Source organism: Blastococcus sp. TF02-09, assembly GCF_003319105.1.
Lineage (GTDB): Bacteria > Actinomycetota > Actinomycetes > Mycobacteriales > Geodermatophilaceae > Blastococcus.
This window is the reverse complement of record NZ_QOHH01000010.1, coordinates 71,788-90,019: the sequence shown is the minus strand read 5'-3', so window position 1 is coordinate 90,019 and position 18,232 is coordinate 71,788. Positions and strand designations below refer to the sequence as shown.

The following is an 18,232-nucleotide window of genomic DNA, read 5'->3' as shown; positions in this document are numbered from 1 at the left end:
GCCAGCGATGAGCACGCCCCGGGACCGCGACAGCAACGACGACGACGCCGGCCGCGGCTGGCAGGAGCCGGCCCACCTCGGCGGCGACCAGCCGGCGCGCGACGAGCCGGTGCAGGACGGGCCGGTGCCGGACGAGCCCAACATCGCCGACCGCCGCAGCCGGCCCCGCGACGCCGACCACTCCGTCGACCCGGAGACCTGGCGGCCGCCGGGCTGGGACCTGCCGCCGGCCCGCCCCGAGCGGTCCGCACCGGAGGGGGCCGGCCCCGCCGGCGTCGACCCGTCCTGGGCACCTCCGGGCGCGCCCCCGCAGGAGGCGCCGGCGCGCGAGCGCCGGGGCCTGTTCGGCGGTCGCCGGCAGCGGGACCCCGAGATGGACCGGGCGTTCACCTACCAGGGCGACGTCGTCGGCGCCCAGGGCTGGGCACTGCAGCGCGGCTGGACGATCTCCGACGGCACCGCTCCGGAGGACGCCGCCCTGCTGCCCCTGATCACCACGGCGCCGCCCCGCATGAGCAAGGACCACCGCCCCGGCAACGTGCTGCGCGGGCGCGCCGGCTCGCTGGACCTCATCGCCTTCGACGCGGTCTACACCTCGGGCCGCTACGTGGTGCCGGAGTACGCGATCACCGCGGCCCCCCTGCTCGGCACCCCGCCGGCGCTGCGGCTGTCACCCGCCCGGCTGTGGAAGCACGGCATCGGCGGCATGGTGCAGATCCCCTCGGAGGACCCCGACTTCGACCGCCGCTGGATGCTGCTGGCCGCCGAGGACGGCCCGCAGGTGCGCCGGCTGGCGGGGGACGCCGACGTCCGCCGCCTGCTGCTCGGCACCGACGACGGCGACGAGTTCTGGACCACCCCGGGCTTCCTGGCCGCGATCCGCCCCGACGGTCACCGGCCCGAGCTGATCGAGCACCACGCCCGGCTCCTGACCGCGCTCGTCGGCGCGCTGGCCGTCGGCAGCTGACCGGGGCGCTCCGCTGACCGGACCCGACCGCTCCGAGCCGGACCCCGCCGTCCCCGGCGTGGGTCCCCGCGACCTGCTGCCGCTGCTCCGGCCGCACCGGCGGGCGCTGGCCGCGGCCGCGGCGCTCTCCCTGGTCTCCGCTGGCGGGGCACTGGCCCAGCCGGCGCTGGTCGCCCGCGTCATCGACGTCGTCGGGTCCGGCGGCCCGCTGCTGCCCACCGTCGCGCTGCTGGTCCTGGTGCTGCTGGCGGCCGCGGCTCTCGGCGCCTTCCAGCAGTACCTGCTCCAGCGCACCGCGGAGGGCGTCGTCCTCACCACCCGGCAGCTGCTGGCCGACCGACTGCTGCGGCTGCCGGTGGCCGAGTACGACCGCCGGCGCACCGGCGACCTGATGTCGCGGGTCGGCGCCGACACCACGCTGCTGCGCGCGACGGTCACCTCCGGCGTGGTCGACGTCGCAGGCTCGGCGGTGCTGGGCATCGGCGCGGTCATCGCGATGGCGCTGGTCGACGTCTGGCTGCTGCTGGTGACCCTCCTCGCGGTCGGCATCGGGCTCACCGTCGCCGTCCTGGCCTCCCGCGGCGTCAAGCGGGCGTCGCGGCAGGCGCAGGAGGAGGTCGGCGCGATGACGGCGGCCGTGGAGCGGGCGCTCTCCGCTGTCCGCACCATCCGCGCCAGCGGTGCCACCGCCCGGGAGGTCACCGCGGTCGGGAGCAGCGCCCGGCGGGCATTCGCCGCCGGCGTGCGCGTCGCGCGGATCGAGTCGCTGATCGCGCCCGCGGGCTCCATCGCGGTGCAGGGCGCGTTCCTCGCCGTCCTCGGTGTCGGCGGCTACCGGGTCGCGAACGGCTCGATCACCGTGGCGTCCCTGGTCGCCTTCATCCTGTACCTGTTCCTGCTGGTCATGCCGCTGGGGCACGCCATCTCGGCGTGGACGCAGCTGCAGACGGGGCTGGGTGCGCTCGGTCGGATCCAGGAGATCCTCATCCTGGAGCCGGAGCACGACGACCGCCCGGAGCGGCCGGCGGGGACCGCTCCCCGGCCGGGTGCGCCGCTGCTGGAGCTCGACGACGCCTCGTTCGCCTACCCCGACGGGACGCCGGTGCTGCGCGGGGTGTCCTTCGAGGTGGCCGCAGGCAGCCGGGTGGCGCTGGTCGGCCCGTCGGGCGCCGGGAAGTCGACGATCCTGGCGCTGATCGAGGGCTTCTACCCGGTGTCCGGCGGTGCGCTGCGCTGGGCCGGCACCGACGTCCGGGAGCTGCCGCGGGCCGCGCTGCGCGCCCGGCTCGGCTACGTCGAGCAGGAGGCCCCGGTGCTGGCCGGGAGCGTGCGGGACAACCTGCTGCTCACCCGGCCCGACGCGACCGATCCCGAGCTGTGGGCCGTGCTCGCGGACGTGGGCCTGACCGAGGTCGTCCGCCGCTCACCCCGCGGCCTGGACGTGCTGGTCGGCGACGAGGGGGTGCTGCTGTCCGGCGGGGAGCGCCAGCGCCTGGCCATCGCGCGGTCCCTGCTCGCCCGCCCCGAGCTGCTGCTGCTGGACGAGCCGACCGCCAGCCTCGACGCGCGCAACGAGGGCCTGCTGCGCGAGACGCTCGGCCGGGCCGCCGCCGACCGGGCGCTGCTGGTCGTCGCCCACCGGCTGTCCACCGTCCTGGACAGCGACCAGATCGTCGTGCTCGACCAGGGCCGGGTGGTGGCGCGCGGCACCCACGCCGAGCTGGTGGAGTCCAGCCCGCTCTACCGCGAGCTCGCCACCGCCCAGCTCCTCGTCTGAGGCCGCTGGGATCAGGTGACCTGATCCCAGCGCCTCCTCCCTCACGGTGCACGGTGAGGGAGGACGCTCCGCGGTGAGGGGGGACGTCGGCGCCGGGCTGCGCTCCACCGACGGGTCGTGTTCCACGTGGAACCCCGGTGCGGCCGGCGTCCTGCTGGGGATCGGTCTGGTCCTGTGGGCGGTGACCGTGCTCGTGGACCGCCGGACGGGCGCGCGAACGCCGTTCTCCGACCCGCGGCACCTCAGCGGCGACCACCCCTCCGGCCCCCGCAACTGACGGCGGATCCCGCCGGTTGCCACCGGTGCGGAGGCGTCCCTCCCGTCAGCCGTCCGAGGACGGCGTGTCGATACCCGGGGCAGGACCGGTGGTGGCAGAGGCGCCGGAAGGGCCGCAGACACGACGTGAGGGCGTGGACGGCGGCATTCCTGTCGTCCGACCCGGTATCCTCGGATGCAGAAACCGCCAGCAACCGGCCCAGTGCCGTTCTGCGCCCCTGAGGGCCAGTGCCGTTCTGCGCGTATCCCCCGCCACCGCTGGGGAGGCGCGCGCCGGTTGCGCGAAAGGAAGGCCCCCCGTGGTCGCAGCACCGCAGACCGAGAACGCCTACTCCGGCAGCTCCATCACCGTCCTCGAAGGCCTCGAGGCGGTCCGGAAGCGCCCCGGTATGTACATCGGGTCCACCGGCGAGCGGGGCCTGCACCACATGGTGTGGGAGGTCGTGGACAACGCCGTCGACGAGGCGCTGGCCGGCTACTGCGACACCGTGCGGGTCACCCTGCTGGCCGACGGCGGCGTGCGGGTCGAGGACAACGGCCGTGGCTTCCCGGTGGACATGCACCCGGTCGAGAAGCGGCCCACCCTCGAGGTGATCATGACCGTCCTGCACGCGGGCGGGAAGTTCGACGGCAAGAGCTACGGCGTCTCCGGTGGTCTGCACGGCGTCGGCGTCACCGTGGTCAACGCGCTGTCGACGCGGCTCGAGGTGAACGTCTGGCGCGACGGCCACGAGTGGTTCCAGCGCTACGACATGGCCAAGCCCGGCCCCCTCGAGGAGGTCGGCCCCACGAAGAAGCGCGGCTCGGCGGTCACGTTCTGGGCCGACGGCGACATCTTCGAGACGACGACCTACTCGTTCGACACGATCAGCCGTCGTCTGCAGGAGATGGCCTTCCTCAACAAGGGCATCACCATCGTCCTGCGCGACGAGCGCCCCGGGCACAGCAAGGCCGAGACCGGCATGGCCGAGGAGATCTCCGTCGTCGAGGCCGCGCCCGAGCCCGGCCACGAGGACGAGGCGTTCGAGCCCACCGAGGTCACCTACAAGTACGACGGCGGCCTCATCGACTACGTCGCGCACATCAACGGCAAGAAGACGCCGATCCACAAGTCGGTCATCAGCTTCGCCGCCGACGGCACCGGCAAGAACGACATGCCCATGTCGGTCGACGTCGCGATGCAGTGGTCCGAGGCGTACTCGGAGTCGGTCTACTCCTTCGCCAACGTCATCAACACCCACGAGGGCGGCACGCACGAGGAGGGCTTCCGGACGGCGCTCACCTCGATCGTCAACCGGTACGCCGAGGAGAAGAAGCTCTTCAAGGCCAAGGACGAGAAGCTCACCGGTGAGGACATCCGCGAGGGCCTGGCCGCCGTCGTCTCGGTGAAGCTCGGCGACCCGCAGTTCGAGGGCCAGACCAAGACCAAGCTCGGCAACACCGAGGTCAAGGGCTTCGTCCAGCGGGTCTGCAACGAGCAGATCGGGCACTGGTTCGAGTCCAACCCGACCGAGGCCAAGACGATCATCAACAAGGCGTCGTCGGCGGCCCGGGCCCGGCGCGCGGCGCAGGACGCCCGCAAGCTGGCGCGCAAGAACCTGCTGAGCAACAACTCGCTGCCCGGCAAGCTGGCCGACTGCCGCTCGACCGACCCGCGCAACTCCGAGGTCTACATCGTCGAGGGCGACTCCGCCGGTGGCTCGGCCAAGTCCGGCCGGGACTCGATGTTCCAGGCGATCCTGCCCATCCGCGGCAAGATCATCAACGTCGAGAAGGCGCGCATCGACCGGGTCCTCAAGAACACCGAGGTCCAGTCGATGATCACCGCCTTCGGCACCGGCATCCACGACGAGTTCGACATCTCGAAGCTCCGCTATCACAAGATCGTACTCATGGCCGACGCCGACGTCGACGGCCAGCACATCAGCACGCTGCTGCTCACGCTGCTGTTCCGCTTCATGCGCCCGCTGGTCGAGGGGCAGTACGTCTACCTCGCCAAGCCGCCGCTGTACAAGATCAAGTGGGGCGGCAAGGTGGGCGACGAGTACGCCTACAGCGACCGGGAGCGCGACGCGGTCGTCAAGGCCGGCGTGGAGAGCGGCCGCAAGATCAAGGACGAGATGATCCAGCGGTTCAAGGGGCTCGGCGAGATGAACGCCAGCGAGCTGTGGGAGACCACGATGAACCCCGAGACCCGGATCCTGCGTCAGGTGACCCTGGACGACGCCGCGGCCGCTGACGAGATCTTCAGCGTGCTGATGGGCGAGGACGTCGAGGCCCGGCGCAGCTTCATCACCCGCAACGCCAAGGACGTCCGCTTCCTCGACGTCTGAGGGAGGACCCCGCTGCCCCCCACCACTCGCAGCTGCGTGGCGGGCCCCAGCGGCGGGGCCGTTCCAGCACGTCACCGATGTCCACCGCTGTGTATCGACTTGTGGAGACCTGAACCGTGACCGAGACCCCCTCCCGCGACCGCGTCGAAGCGGTCGATCTCCAGCAGGAGATGCAGCGCAGCTACATCGACTACGCGATGTCGGTCATCGTCGGCCGCGCCCTGCCCGAGGTCCGCGACGGCCTCAAGCCGGTGCACCGCCGCGTGCTGTTCGCCATGTACGACCAGGGCTTCCGCCCCGACCGCGGGTACGTCAAGTGCGCCCGCCCGGTCGCCGAGGTCATGGGTAACTACCACCCCCACGGCGACTCGGCGATCTACGACGCCCTCGTCCGGCTGGCCCAGCCCTGGTCGATGCGCTACCCGCTGATCGACGGCCAGGGCAACTTCGGCTCGCCGGGCAACGACCCGGCCGCGGCCATGCGGTACACCGAGTGCCGGCTCACCCCGCTGGCCATGGAGATGCTGGCCGGCATCGACGAGGAGACCGTCGACTTTCAGGGCAATTACGACGGCCGCACGCAGGAGCCCGTCGTCCTGCCCTCGCGCATCCCGAACCTGCTGATCAACGGCTCCGCCGGGATCGCCGTCGGCATGGCCACGAACATGCCGCCGCACAACCTGCGCGAGGTGGCCGAGGCCGTCTTCTGGATGCTCGACAACCCCGAGGCCGAGGCCGAAGAGGCGCTCACCGCGTGCATGGAGCGGATCAAGGGCCCGGACTTCCCGACCCACGGCCTCATCGTCGGCCGCGAGGGCATCGAGGACGCCTACCGCACCGGCCGGGGCTCGGTGCGCATGCGCGCCGTCGTCACCGTCGAGGAGGACTCGCGCGGCCGCGTGCAGCTCGTCGTCACCGAGCTGCCCTACCAGGTCAACCCGGACAACCTCGCCGAGAACATCGCCGAGCTGGTCAAGGAAGGCCGGCTGCAGGGCATCAGCGAGATCGCCGACGAGTCCAGCGACCGGGTGGGACGCCGGCTGGTCATCACTCTGCGCCGCGACGCCGTCGCCAAGGTCGTGCTGAACAACCTCTACAAGCACACCCAGCTGCAGACCTCCTTCGGCTGCAACATGCTCTCCATCGTCGACGGCGTCCCGCGGACGCTGCGGCTCGACGAGCTGGTGCGCAACTGGGTCAACCACCAGATCGAGGTCATCCAGCGGCGGACCCGCTACCGGCTGCGCAAGGCCGAGGAGCGCGCGCACATCCTGCGCGGCTACGCGAAGGCGCTCGACCAGCTCGACGAGGTCATCGCCCTCATCCGCCGCAGCCCCTCGGCCGAGGAGGCGCGCTCCGGGCTGATGGAGCTCCTCGACGTCGACGAGATCCAGGCCGTCGCGATCCTGGACCTCCAGCTGCGCCGCCTGGCCGCGCTCGAGCGCCAGCGGATCATGGACGAGCTGGCCGAGATCGAGGCCCGCATCGCCGACCTGCAGGCCATCCTCGACTCCCCGGAGCGGCAGCGGCAGATCGTCCGCGACGAGCTGGCCGAGATCGTGGCGAAGTACGGCGACGACCGCCGCACGCAGTTCGTCGCGAACGAGGGCGACGTGTCGATGGAGGACCTCATCGCGGAGGAGGAGGTCGTCGTCACCATCACCCGCACCGGGTACGCCAAGCGGACGAAGAGCGACCTCTACCGCTCGCAACGCCGTGGCGGCAAGGGCGTGATGGGCGCGGCGCTGAAGCAGGACGACATCGTCGACCACTTCTTCGTGGGCTCCACCCACGACTGGATCCTGTTCTTCACCAACAAGGGCCGGGTCTACCGCTCCAAGGCCTACGAGCTGCCCGAGGCCAACCGCACCGCCCGCGGCCAGCACGTGGCGAACATCCTCGCGTTCCAGCCGGACGAGAAGATCGCCCAGGTCATGCAGATCAAGGACTACACGGTCGCCCCGTTCCTGGTCCTGGCCACCGCCCGGGGTCAGGTGAAGAAGACCCGGCTGACCGACTTCGACTCCCCCCGCCAGGGCGGCGTCATCGCCATCAACCTGCGCGATGGCGACGAGCTGGTCGGGGCCTCGCTCATCGACAGCGACTCCGACCTGCTGCTGGTCACCCGCAAAGCGATGTCCATCCGGTTCACCGCCGACGACTCCGCGCTGCGCCCCATGGGCCGGGCGACGGAGGGCGTCCGCGGGATCTCGCTGGGCGAGGACGACCGGCTGCTGTCGATGATCGTCGTGCAGGAGGGCGTCGACGTGCTCGTGGCCACCGAGCGCGGGTACGCCAAGCGCACCGGGATCGAGAACTACCCGAACCAGGGCCGCGGCGGGAAGGGCGTGCTCACGGCCGACCCGAAGGCCCGCAAGGGTGCGCTCGTCGGCGCGCTCGCGGTCACCCTCGGGGACGAGCTGTACGCCATCACCTCCGGGGGCGGCGTCATCCGGACGCCGGTCAACGGGGTGCGGCACAACAAGGATCGCGCGACCATGGGCGTCAAGCTCATGAACTTGCCCGAGGACGTGTCGATCGTGGCGATCGCCCGTACGACGGACAACGACGAGCCGTCGGCCTAGGGTGACACCTGGTGACGATCTGATCGGCCCCCGGGCGCGCACGCGCGCTGCCCGGGTGTCGGTCGCGACAGAGCGGTCCGTACCGCAGGCGATGGGGAGACTGGCATGAGCGACCGGCCACAGGGTTCGGTGCGCACCGGGTCCCGCAGCGGTAGCGGCAAGGCCGCCGGCGGCGCGACGGCGCAGCCGGAACCCACCGACACCGGGACGCACGCCATCCCCGGAGCGCAGTCCGCCCCGGCCACGGCTGCGCAGCCGGCCGCGCCCGGTGCACCGGCCGCCGACGCCCCGTCGGCGCCCGCGACGGGAACGCAGGCCATCCCGACTACCGGGATCCAGGCCATCCCGACCGGCACGCAGGCGATCCCCACCACCGGGACCCAGGCCATCCCGACCGGCCCGCAGGCGATCCCCACGACCGGAGCGCAGCGCGCCGCCGGCGCCCCCGCCGGCCCGCCGCCGTCCGCTCCGCCGGTGGTTGCTCCCACGGCGTCCGCTCCGCCGGTCGCCGTGCCCCCCACGCGCGGCAGCGCGCCGGCCGGTGAGGCCCCGGCCGGCGGACCGGCGCAGGCCGGCGCGGCCCGGAACCGCCCGGGGCGGCCCTCCGGCCGTGGGCCGCGGCGGGCCCGGCTGCAGCTGCGGCACATCGACACCTGGTCGGCGCTGAAGATCTCGCTGGTCCTGTCGATCGCGCTGTTCTTCATCTGGATGGTCGCCGTCGGCGTGTTGTACCTGGTGCTCAACGGGCTCGGCGTCTTCGACACCGTCAACGAGCTGTTCGGCCAGCTGGGCACCGAGGACGGCGAGGGCACCGGCAGCGAGGTGCTGACCCCGGGCGTCGTCTTCGGTGGGGCCGCCGTCATCGGCGCCATCAACGTCGTGCTGCTCACGGCGCTGTGCACCGTGGGCACGTTCATCTACAACATGTGCTCCGACCTCGTCGGCGGCCTGGAGGTCACCCTCTCCGAGCGGGACTGAGGAGGGACCCCCCTCCGGTAGTCCTCGTCGGTCCAGGTACGCTGTCCGAGGTTCACGGGCCTGTAGCTCAGGCGGTTAGAGCGCATCCCTGATAAGGATGAGGCCGGAGGTTCAAGTCCTCCCAGGCCCACCCGTGTGCCGGTGCCTCCGGTGCATCCATCGCCAGGAGGTCATCCGCGTGCTGAAGAAGCTGGCGATGGTCGCAGCGGCCGTGGGCGCCGTGGCCGCCGTCCGCCGCCGTTCGGGCGGCAAGGCCGAGGCCGATCTCTGGCGCGAGGCCACCAGCGGTCCGCAGGCCGTCAGCACCCCCACAGCACGCTGATCCACCCCGGGGCTCCGGCCCCACCGGGGACGTAGCTCAATTGGCAGAGCACCGCCTTTGCAAGGCGGGGGTTAGGGGTTCGATTCCCCTCGTCTCCACACTTCGATCGGGAGGCCAGACGTGAGCACCGACCAGCCGGTACCCGCTTCGCCACCCCCGCCCGGAGGGCTCCCCACCGGTGCGATCCCGCCCGGAGCCCAGCCGCCCGGAGCCCAGCCCCCCGGTGGTCCACCGCTCGGCCCGCCGCCCGGCTGGCGTCCGCCGCCCCCGCCCCCGCCCTACGTGCGCCCGCCCGGCGCGTTCAAGCGCGGGTTCGGTCTCGGTTTCGGCGCGAGCCTCGGCGCCGGCATCGGCCTGGCCGTCGTCGGTATCGGCAGCACCGTGGTCCTGGTGCTGGCCCTCGTCGGGCTGGCGTCCGGCGCCGGGGACGCCGACTCGTCCGGCCCCGTCACCGAGACGGTCTGGGGCGAGGAGACGGCCGAGGGGCGGCTGCTGTCCATCCCGGTCACCGGCGTGATCCTGGGCGGGGAGAGCGACGGCGCGACCTTCGGCGGCTCCACCTACGGCTACGAGATCGCCGACACCATCGACGACCTGGACGCCGACGACGCCAACGGGCTCATCCTCGAGATGAACACCCCCGGCGGCACCATCTACGGCTCGCGCGCCATCGCCGACGCCGTCGAGCGGTACCAGGAGCGCACCGGGCACCAGGTGATGGCGCACGTCCAGGGGCTGTCGGCCTCGGGCGGCGTGTACGCCATGGCCGGGGCCGACCAGATCGTCGCCGACCACGGCAGCCTCGTCGGCAGCATCGGCGTGGTCATGGGGCCCTTCCAGCGCTTCCGCGACGTCACGGGCCTGCCCGGCACGCTGCTGGACCAGGGCGTGACCACCGAGGGCGGCATCACCGAGGAGTACCTGTCCCGCGGCCGCGGCAAGGACCTGGGCAACCCCTACCGCGACATGACCCCGGAGGAGCGCGCCGTGCTCGGCGGCGGCTTGGACCGCGAGTACGCGGAGTTCGTCGAGTGGGTCTCCAAGGCCCGCGGCATCCCCGCGCAGACGGTCGTGGACGAGCTCGGGGCCTTCGTCTTCGACGGCCAGACCGCCGCCGACCTGGGCCTGGTCGACCGCGTCCTGGGCCGGGAGGAGGCCTACCGGTACGCCGCCGAGATGAACGACCTCGACCCCGACGACACCCGGGTCGACCGCGTCACCGGCCCCGGTCTGCTCGAGTCCCTGCTGTCGGCGCACTCGCCGGCCGGCGGCACCGAGGCCACCGCGCTCGAGCCTGGGCGGAGCACCGTCTGCACCGGCGCCCCGCTCGTCCTGGCGTTCCACGGGGACCTCTCGGCGCCCTGCACCGGCGACTGATCCACCGCCGCTTCCTCACCGCCGCCCCGGCAGTGGGAGAGTGGGGGCGTGACTGAATCGACTCCCGCCCGCCGCGCGGTCCTGCACACCAACCACGGCGACATCACCGTCGACCTGTTCCCCGACCACGCGCCCAAGACGGTCGCGAACTTCGCCGACCTCGCCGAGGGCGCCCGCGAGTGGACGCACCCCGAGACGCGCCAGAAGACCACCGACAAGCTCTACGACGGCACGATCTTCCACCGGGTCATCTCCGGCTTCATGATCCAGGGCGGCGACCCGCTCGGTCAGGGCTTCGGTGGCCCCGGCTACCAGTTCGGCGACGAGTTCCACCCCGAGCTGTCCTTCGACCGCCCCTACCTGCTGGCCATGGCCAACGCCGGCCCGGGCACCAACGGCTCGCAGTTCTTCATCACCGTCGGCCCGACCCCGCACCTGAACCGCAAGCACACGATCTTCGGTGAGGTGGCCGACCAGGCCAGCCGCGACGTCGTCGACCGCATCGCCGCCACCCCCACCGGCCGCGGCGACCGTCCCGTCGAGGACGTCGTCATCGAGTCCGTCGAGGTGCAGCGCAGCTGAGCACCACCCCGGACGACGGGGGCGCCGGCCGGGCGGACCAGCCGGCGCCCCTGCCCGCCACGTGCTACCGGCACCCCGACCGGCCCACGGGGATCTCCTGCACGCGCTGCGGACGACCCATCTGCCCGGAGTGCATGATCCCGGCCTCGGTCGGCTTCCAGTGCCCGGAGTGCGTCCGGGAGGGGAACGCCGGCGTGCGCAGGGTGCGCAGCAACGGCCTGCGGACGGCGGGACGGCGCTGGGGCGTCGTGACCCTGGGGCTCATCGCGCTCAACGTGGCGATGTTCGTCGTCACCGCGGTGTCGGCGGTCTCGGCCGGCAACTCACCCGCCGACAACCAGCGCTCCGCCGTCTTCGTCGAGCTCGCCCAGTGGCCGGCCGGCGTCTACTTCCTGGACGAGTGGTGGCGGGTCCTCACCGCGGCCTTCCTGCACATCGGCCCGCTGCACCTGGTCATGAACATGCTGGCGCTGCTGCTCTTCGGCTCCGAGCTTGAACGCCAGCTGGGCTGGGCCCGCTACCTCGCGGTCTACCTGACCTCCGCGCTCGGCGGGGCGGTGGCCATCCAGCTGCTGGGTGACCCCCGCGTCGTCGTCGCCGGCGCCTCGGCGGCGATCTACGGCCTGCTCGGCGCCCTGGGCGTGCTCATGCTGGCCGGCCGGCAGGACGTCCGCGGCCTGCTCACCCTCCTGGCCATCAACGTGGTCATCAGCTTCCTGCCCGGCATCTCGCTGCTCGGGCACCTGGGCGGCCTGCTGGCCGGGGCGCTCGCCGGCGGGGTGCTGGTCCTGCTCCGACGCCGGGCCCAGCTGCAGGTGCCGGCCCTGGCCCTCCTGGCCGTCGCGCTGCTCCTGGTGTCGCTGACCGTGCCGACGCTGACGGTGCTCAACCTCTAGGCGCGCGGATCGAGCTCGCGCAGCCGGCGGGCCACCGCCGCCGGTTCGGCCCCCAGGTCGCGGCGGCCCAGCACCACGAGCACGCCCTCGTCGTCGGGGCCCGAGGCGGTGTCCAGCTCCAGCGTCGGCGTCCGCAGGCCCAGCCGCCGGGTCTCCCGGACGCCGATGCGCAGCGGTCCCCACGGCAGGTGCACCCCGCCGGCGACGCGGCGGACCCGGACGCCGTCCGGGCCGGCCGACAGCCGTGGCCGCAGCACCAGGTCCCGCGCGGTCTGGGCCAGGAACAGCGCGGCCCCCAGGCCCAGCAGGATCCGGCCGGGGGCATCGACGACGACGGCGACACCGGCGGCGAAGAGCAGGCCCATCGCCGCGGACAGCGCTGTCTCCGTCATCCGGGTGCTCCACGTCACGGGGGGACCTTGCCAGACAAGGCCCAGGTCATACGATGACAGTCAGGGCGGACCGTTTGGCCTCGCCCGGAACCGTCACTGAGGAGCAGTTCCATGCGGGATGCCGTCATCTGTGCCGCCGTACGCACGCCGGTGGGCAAGCGGGGCGGGGGGCTGTCGGGCGTGCACCCCGTCGACCTCTCCGCGCACGTGCTCAGCAGCCTGGTCGAGCGGACGGGCATCGACCCGGCCGTGGTCGAGGACGTCATCTGGGGCTGCGTCAGCCAGGTCGGCGAGCAGACCTTCAACATCGCCCGCAACGCCGTCCTCGCCGCCGGCTGGCCGGAGGCCGTCCCCGGCACCACGGTCGACCGCCAGTGCGGCTCCTCCCAGCAGTCCGTGGCCTTCGCCGCGGCCACCGTCATCAGCGGCCAGGCCGACGTCGTCGTCGCCGGTGGCGTGGAGTCGATGAGCCGCGTGCCCATGGGCTCGGCCAGCAACCCCGCCGCCGGCGCCGGCCGCCCGATGGGCCCGAAGTTCGCCGAGCGCTACAACGGCGTCCAGATCAACCAGGGCGTCGGCGCCGAGATGATCGCCGAGCGCTGGGGCTTCTCCCGCACGCAGCTCGACGAGTTCTCCCTCGGCTCGCACGAGAAGGCCGCCAAGGCGCAGGCCGACGGCGCCTTCGAGGAGGAGATCGCCCCGTTCCTGGCCCCCGAGGGCCTGGTCAGCGCCGACGAGGGCATCCGCCCCGGCGGCACGCTGGAGAAGCTCGCCTCCCTGAAGACGCCGTTCAAGGAGAACGGCGTGATCAGCGCCGGCAACGCCAGCCAGATCTCCGACGGTTCCGCGGCGGTGCTGGTCACCACCAGCGAGAAGGCCCGCGAACTGGGGCTCACCCCGCTGGTCCGCATCCACACCACGGTCATGGCCGGCGACGACCCGGTCATCATGCTCACCGCGCCCATCCCGGCGACGAAGAAGGTGCTGGACCGCTCGGGCCTGTCGATCGACGACATCGGCGTCTACGAGGTCAACGAGGCGTTCGCCCCGGTGCCCATGGCGTGGCTGGCCGAGACCGGCGCCGACCCCGACCGGCTCAACCCGAACGGCGGCGCCATCGCCCTCGGACACCCGCTGGGTGGCTCGGGCGCCCGCCTGATGACGACGCTCATCCACCGGATGCGCGCCACCGGCAGCCGCTACGGCCTGCAGACGATGTGCGAGGGCGGCGGCATGGCCAACGCCACCATCCTGGAGCTCGTCGACGCCTGATCCACGACCCCCGCTGCACGACGGCGGTCCCCAGGGACCGCCGGGCACACGGCCCCCGACGCCTCGCGGTGTCGGGGGCCGTCGTCGTCCCAGGGGGTGTGGACGAGGCGTCGTCGCAGGTCAGACCGGGAGTAGGGCCGTGGAACGACCGTCTCCCGGCGGCGGACATGTCGACTCGTCCACAGCGGTGTGCACAGCTGGGGACAGACTCACACAGGTGTAGTTACGCCGATGGCCGCCGTGTCACATGCGTCCCATCGCCGGTGAATGCGCAGGTCAGAGCGGTACGGATTGGTCCCGTCCCTCCACATCCCGTGGACAACCCTGGGGGCAGGGCGTCATGTCGACCTGTGGACGACGGTCGGCGGCTGTGCACAAGGGGCCGGGAACGCGAAAGGCCCCCGTCCCGAGCGGGACGAGGGCCTTCTGCGCTCCTGCGCTCAGCGCCAGCGCATCGACATGACCAGGCCGGCCACCATCAGGCCGAAGCCGATGGCGAAGTTCCAGGCGGACAGCGAGACCATGAACGGGATGTCGTCGCCGGCGATGTAGTAGACGACGATCCACAGCAGGCCGACCAGCAGCAGGGCGACCATGAGGGCGACGTACCAGCGGGGGCTGGGCTGGGCGTGGCGGGCCTGCTCCGCCGACCGGGCCTGCAGCACGCCCTCGGGCGGGGTGTAGACCGACTTCTTGCGCACCTTCGACTTGGGCACGTGACTGCTCCCTCCGGGTGGCCGGGTGCGTCCTCACCGGCCGAGACGCCGCCCAGCCTAGGCTGTGGGCGGAGCACGACGGCGTCGCCACGGTGGCGGAGGCCCCTGGAACGGCCGCCACGCCCGTCGTCGTCCGTTCCGAGACACCGGAGGTGCCCGTGGCTCGACCGTCGGCCTGGGGGGCCCTGGTGCCCGTCGTGGCGCTGGCCGCCGGGCTGCTGTTCGCCACCTCCGGGCGCACGGCCCAGGGCACCGATCTGCGCGCCGGCGAGGTCACCGAGCTCTCCGGCCTCATCCGCGAGCGCGACGACGCCATCGCCGCCCAGGAGCAGCGGCTGGCCGAGCTGCAGCGGCGCTCGGAGCTGCTGACCGAGCAGGCCGCCGCCCGGGACGGCGCCGTCGCCGAGGCCCAGAGCGCCGGCGAGCGGGGCGTGCCGGCCGCCGGCCTCGCGCCCGTGGAGGGCGCCGGCCTGGAGATCGTGCTGGACGACGCCCCGCGCCGGCCCGACGGCACCCTGCCGGGCAACGCCCGCCCCGACGACCTGGTCATCCACCAGTCCGACGTGCAGGCGGTGGTCAACGCCCTGTGGGCGGCCGGCGCGAGCGGGGTGACCGTCATGGACCAGCGGCTGATCACCACCAGCGCCGTCCGGTGCGTGGGCAACACCCTGCTGCTGCAGGGCCGCACCTACTCCCCGCCGTTCGTGGTCCGGGCCGTGGTCGACTCCGCGGCGGCCCGTCAGCAGCTGGACGCCTCCCCGCAGATCGCCGTCTTCCGCGAGGTCGTGGACGCCTACGGCCTCACCTACGAGGTGAGCGAGCGGCCCGAGCTCGAGCTGTCCGCCTACGATGGCCCTCTGACGCTGCAGCACGCCGTCGTGGGCTGAGCCGCAGCGCGCGACCGAGCCGACCACCCCGGGAGATCCGTGCCCGCCGAGAGCCACCCGACCGGGACCGCCGCCGAGCGGCCCGTCCTCGTCGTCGACAACTTCGACAGCTTCGTCTACAACCTGGTGCAGTACCTGGGCCAGCTGGGCGTCCGCTGCATCGTGCGCCGCAACGACGCCGTCACCGTCGACGAGCTGGCCGACCTCGACGTCGCCGGGGTGCTGCTCTCCCCCGGCCCCGGGACCCCCGCGGACGCGGGCGTGACCGTGCCGATGGTGCACGCCGCCGCCGACCGGGGTGTGCCGGTGCTCGGGGTGTGCCTGGGCCACCAGGCGATCGCGGAGGCCTTCGGCGGCGAGGTCGTCCGCGCGCCGGAGCTGCTGCACGGGAAGACCAGCCAGGTCGTGCACGAGGGCACCGGGGTGCTGGCGGGCCTGCCCTCGCCGTTCACCGCCACGAGGTACCACTCGCTGGCCGTCGACGCCGCCTCGGTGCCGGCCGAGCTGGAGGTCACCGGGCACACGCCGTCGGGGATCGTGATGGCGCTGCGCCACCGCGAGCTGCCGATCGAAGGCGTCCAGTTCCACCCGGAGTCGGTGCTCACCGAGGGCGGCCACCGCATGCTGGCCACCTGGCTGGCCACCTGCGGCCTGGCGCCGGACCCGGCGGCCCTCGAGGCGGCCTCGGCGGCCGCCGAACGGCTCAACGTGGCCACCGCCTGACGGCGCACCCGCACGGACGACGAAGGGCTCCTCCCGGATCGGGAGGAGCCCTTCGTCGTGATGACCGGACGGATCAGTTCTGCCCCGAGGAGCCCTCGCCGTCGGTGCTCCCGTCGCTCGCGGGGGTGTTCGGCCGCACGACGAGCACCAGCCGGTCGTCCGGCTGCAGCTCGGTGTTGGCGCCGGGCTCCGTGCCGACGGCCGTCGCATCCGTCGGCGAGGCCTCCGCGCCGTCCTCGTCCAGCACGGCGATGTTGGTGAAGCCGGCGTTCCGCAGCGACGTGAGGGCCGCGGTCGCGGGCGCGCCCGGCGTCACCGAGGGCACCGCGATCGTCTCGGGCTCGGCCGGCCCGCCGGAGAGCTGCAGCACGATCCGGGTGTCGGCCGAGGCGTCGCTGCCCGCACCGGGGGTGGTGGCCACCACCGTGCCGGGCGGCTGCTCGGAGTCGACCTCCTCCGTGCTGATCTGCGAGTCCCGGAAGCCGGCGTCGGTGAGCACGCCGCGGGCATCGGCCTCGGTGCGGGTCGTGACGTCGGGCAGCTCGATCGAGCCGGTGGAGATGCTGAGCGTGATCCGGCCGTCCGGGTCGACCGGCTGCCCCTCGTCGGGCGACACCGCGGCGACCGTGCCGGCCTCCTGGAGGGAGTCCTCCTGGCGGGTGTCGATCGTCCCGTTGAAGTTCGCCTGGGCCAGCTGCTCGCGGGCCCGCTCCTCGTCCAGGCCGACGATGTTCGGCATCAGCACGGTGTCCGGCGCGATGCCGACGACCAGGTCCACGGCGGTGCCCTCGTCCACCTGGGCGCCGCTGCCCGGGTTGCTGTCCAGGACCGTGCCCTCCTGGGCGCTGTCGGTCGTCTCGCGCGTCGTGACCTCGCCGACCTCGAGGCCGGCGGCGGTGATCGCCTCGCGGGCCGCCGCCTCCGGCTGGTTCTGCAGCGGGGGCACCTGGACCTGGGTGGCGACCGTCTGCTCCGGGTCGTCCCCACCCATGTTCAGCGCCGCGATGACCGCTCCGCCCAGGAGCAGGACGGCGAGCACCGAGGCGACGGCGATGATGATCCGGCGCTTGCGGCGGCGGGCCTGCTCGTCCTCGTCGTCCCAGTCGCCGTAGCCGGCCGGGGCGGCGCCGATGATGGCGGTCTTCTCGGCGTCCCCCATGACCGGCGTCGCCTCGACCCGCTGCCCGGCCAGGGCCCGGAGCAGGTCGTTGCGCATGTCCGCGGCCGACTGGTACCGGTTGGCCGGGTTCTTGCTCATGGCCTTGAGCAGGATGGCGTCCAGCTCGGGGGGGATCTCCGGGTTGATCGACGACGGCAGCCGCGGGTCCTCGCGCACGTGCTGGTAGGCCACGGAGACGGGGGAGTCGCCGGTGAACGGCGGGGCGCCGGTGGCCAGCTCGTAGAGCATGCAGCCCAGCGAGTAGACGTCGGAGCGGGCGTCGACGCTCTCGCCGCGGGCCTGCTCGGGGGAGAGGTACTGCGCGGTCCCGATGACGGCGGCGGTGGACGTCATGGTGGCCGCGGAGTCCGACACCGCCCGGGCGATGCCGAAGTCCATCACCTTGACGGTGCCCTGGGGCGTGATCATCACGTTCCCGGGCTTCACGTCGCGGTGCACGATGCCGTTGCGGTGGCTGAAGTCCAGGGCACCGCAGATGTCGGCGGCCAGCGTCATGGCGCGCTCGGGGGAGAGGTGCCCCTCGCGCCGCAGCACGTCGCGCAGCGTCTCGCCCTCGACGTACTCCATGACGATGTAGGGCGTCGCGCCCAGCGGGGTGCGGTCCTCGCCGGTGTCGTACACCGCCACGATCGCGGGGTGGTTGAGCGAGGCCGAGGCCTGCGCCTCGCGGCGGAAGCGGACCTGGAAGGAGGGGTCCCGCGCGAGGTCGCTGCGCAGCACCTTCACCGCCACCTCGCGGCCGAGCCGGAGGTCGCGGCCCAGGTGCACCTCGGCCATGCCCCCGCGGCCGAGCACCCCGCCGATCTCGTAGCGCTCGCCGAGCACCTGCGGCGTGGTCATCGGTGGTCCTCTCGAACGGGAGCGTGCGTCGTCCGGGGACGGACCGCGGAGCGCGCGCAGCAGCCGGAGCCCGCTGCGGGCAGCATGTCGACGGCGAGCCTAACCGTGGGACGGCACGTTCCCCGGGAA

At 73.0% G+C, this 18,232-nt stretch carries 16 protein-coding genes and 2 tRNA genes; 15 read left to right on the top strand and 3 right to left on the bottom strand.

Translation table 11 applies throughout. From position 1 onward, the window contains the following. Window positions 1–7: 7 nt before the first annotated feature. The 12 genes from DQ239_RS15380 to DQ239_RS15330 all read left to right on the top strand — a co-directional run bounded on the left by DQ239_RS15380 (window position 8) and on the right by DQ239_RS15330 (window position 12,093). Complete coding sequence (locus tag DQ239_RS15380) at window positions 8–967, top strand: hypothetical protein (RefSeq protein ID WP_113835298.1); 960 nt, start codon at window positions 8–10, stop codon at window positions 965–967. A 58-nt stretch (window positions 968–1,025) separates the two neighbouring features. After that, entirely contained in the window at window positions 1,026–2,744 is a 1,719-nt protein-coding gene (locus DQ239_RS15375) for an ABC transporter ATP-binding protein (RefSeq protein ID WP_233489308.1), read from the top strand. 73 nt (window positions 2,745–2,817) lie between these two features. After that, the gene (locus DQ239_RS15370; RefSeq protein ID WP_113835296.1) at window positions 2,818–3,021 is read left to right on the top strand and encodes a hypothetical protein; all 204 of its coding nucleotides are present in this window, start codon (window positions 2,818–2,820) and stop codon (window positions 3,019–3,021) included. Between the two features lie 298 nt (window positions 3,022–3,319). After that, window positions 3,320–5,353: a DNA topoisomerase (ATP-hydrolyzing) subunit B gene (gene gyrB, locus DQ239_RS15365; protein WP_113835295.1), complete on the top strand. Its 2,034-nt coding sequence runs from the start codon at window positions 3,320–3,322 to the stop codon at window positions 5,351–5,353. 116 nt (window positions 5,354–5,469) lie between these two features. Continuing rightward, window positions 5,470–7,938, top strand: coding sequence for a DNA gyrase subunit A (gene gyrA / locus DQ239_RS15360; protein ID WP_113835294.1), 2,469 nt, complete (start codon window positions 5,470–5,472; stop codon window positions 7,936–7,938). A 105-nt stretch (window positions 7,939–8,043) separates the two neighbouring features. Further along, a complete protein-coding gene (locus tag DQ239_RS15355; protein ID WP_233489305.1) occupies window positions 8,044–8,916 on the top strand; it encodes a DUF3566 domain-containing protein in 873 nt (290 codons plus the stop codon). Window positions 8,917–8,972: 56 nt separating this feature from the next. Further along, window positions 8,973–9,046, top strand: a tRNA-Ile gene (locus DQ239_RS15350). Window positions 9,047–9,094: 48 nt separating this feature from the next. Then, window positions 9,095–9,238 carry a DLW-39 family protein gene (locus DQ239_RS20420; RefSeq protein ID WP_158544854.1) on the top strand — a complete coding sequence of 48 codons (144 nt, stop codon included), beginning with the start codon at window positions 9,095–9,097 and terminating at the stop codon, window positions 9,236–9,238. A 25-nt stretch (window positions 9,239–9,263) separates the two neighbouring features. Beyond that, a tRNA-Ala gene (locus DQ239_RS15345) sits at window positions 9,264–9,336 on the top strand. Window positions 9,337–9,520: 184 nt separating this feature from the next. Then, on the top strand, window positions 9,521–10,615 hold the full coding sequence (locus DQ239_RS15340; protein ID WP_113835293.1) for a S49 family peptidase: 1,095 nt from the start codon (window positions 9,521–9,523) through the stop codon (window positions 10,613–10,615). Window positions 10,616–10,663: 48 nt separating this feature from the next. Then, window positions 10,664–11,197 carry a peptidylprolyl isomerase gene (locus DQ239_RS15335; RefSeq protein WP_113835292.1) on the top strand — a complete coding sequence of 178 codons (534 nt, stop codon included), beginning with the start codon at window positions 10,664–10,666 and terminating at the stop codon, window positions 11,195–11,197. A 134-nt stretch (window positions 11,198–11,331) separates the two neighbouring features. Continuing rightward, complete coding sequence (locus tag DQ239_RS15330; RefSeq protein WP_113835291.1) at window positions 11,332–12,093, top strand: rhomboid family intramembrane serine protease; 762 nt, start codon at window positions 11,332–11,334, stop codon at window positions 12,091–12,093. Here DQ239_RS15330 and DQ239_RS15325 read toward each other — a convergent pair. After that, the gene (locus DQ239_RS15325; RefSeq protein WP_233489302.1) at window positions 12,090–12,485 is read right to left on the bottom strand and encodes a PH domain-containing protein; all 396 of its coding nucleotides are present in this window, start codon (window positions 12,483–12,485) and stop codon (window positions 12,090–12,092) included. The genes DQ239_RS15330 and DQ239_RS15325 overlap by 4 nt on opposite strands. Before the next feature lie 111 nt (window positions 12,486–12,596). Between DQ239_RS15325 and DQ239_RS15320 the strand changes: the two genes are divergently transcribed. Continuing rightward, entirely contained in the window at window positions 12,597–13,757 is a 1,161-nt protein-coding gene (locus DQ239_RS15320; protein ID WP_113835289.1) for an acetyl-CoA C-acyltransferase, read from the top strand. 440 nt (window positions 13,758–14,197) lie between these two features. On the opposite strand, the gene crgA is transcribed toward DQ239_RS15320, so the two are convergent. After that, window positions 14,198–14,473 carry a cell division protein CrgA gene (gene crgA / locus DQ239_RS15315; protein ID WP_113835288.1) on the bottom strand — a complete coding sequence of 92 codons (276 nt, stop codon included), beginning with the start codon at window positions 14,471–14,473 and terminating at the stop codon, window positions 14,198–14,200. A 158-nt stretch (window positions 14,474–14,631) separates the two neighbouring features. On the opposite strand from crgA, the gene DQ239_RS15310 reads away from it, so the two are divergent. Both DQ239_RS15310 and DQ239_RS15305 read left to right on the top strand, forming a co-directional pair. After that, complete coding sequence (locus tag DQ239_RS15310) at window positions 14,632–15,360, top strand: DUF881 domain-containing protein (RefSeq protein WP_113835376.1); 729 nt, start codon at window positions 14,632–14,634, stop codon at window positions 15,358–15,360. A 39-nt stretch (window positions 15,361–15,399) separates the two neighbouring features. Continuing rightward, complete coding sequence (locus tag DQ239_RS15305) at window positions 15,400–16,083, top strand: aminodeoxychorismate/anthranilate synthase component II (RefSeq protein WP_113835287.1); 684 nt, start codon at window positions 15,400–15,402, stop codon at window positions 16,081–16,083. Window positions 16,084–16,156: 73 nt separating this feature from the next. Here DQ239_RS15305 and pknB read toward each other — a convergent pair whose 3' ends face one another. Then, a complete protein-coding gene (pknB, locus tag DQ239_RS15300; protein ID WP_113835286.1) occupies window positions 16,157–18,103 on the bottom strand; it encodes a Stk1 family PASTA domain-containing Ser/Thr kinase in 1,947 nt (648 codons plus the stop codon). Window positions 18,104–18,232 lie beyond the last annotated feature (129 nt).

Excerpts from the sequence above, each read along its gene's own strand:
- DQ239_RS15380 (WP_113835298.1), top strand. The coding sequence starts at position 8 with ATGAGCACGCCCCGGGACCGCGACAGCAACGACGACGACGCCGGCCGC.
- DQ239_RS15355 (WP_233489305.1), top strand. The coding sequence starts at position 8,044 with ATGAGCGACCGGCCACAGGGTTCGGTGCGCACCGGGTCCCGCAGCGGT.
- DQ239_RS15330 (WP_113835291.1), top strand. The coding sequence starts at position 11,332 with ATGATCCCGGCCTCGGTCGGCTTCCAGTGCCCGGAGTGCGTCCGGGAG.
- DQ239_RS15325 (WP_233489302.1), bottom strand. The coding sequence starts at position 12,485 with ATGACGGAGACAGCGCTGTCCGCGGCGATGGGCCTGCTCTTCGCCGCC.
- DQ239_RS15320 (WP_113835289.1), top strand. The coding sequence starts at position 12,597 with ATGCGGGATGCCGTCATCTGTGCCGCCGTACGCACGCCGGTGGGCAAG.
- pknB (WP_113835286.1), bottom strand. The coding sequence starts at position 18,103 with ATGACCACGCCGCAGGTGCTCGGCGAGCGCTACGAGATCGGCGGGGTG.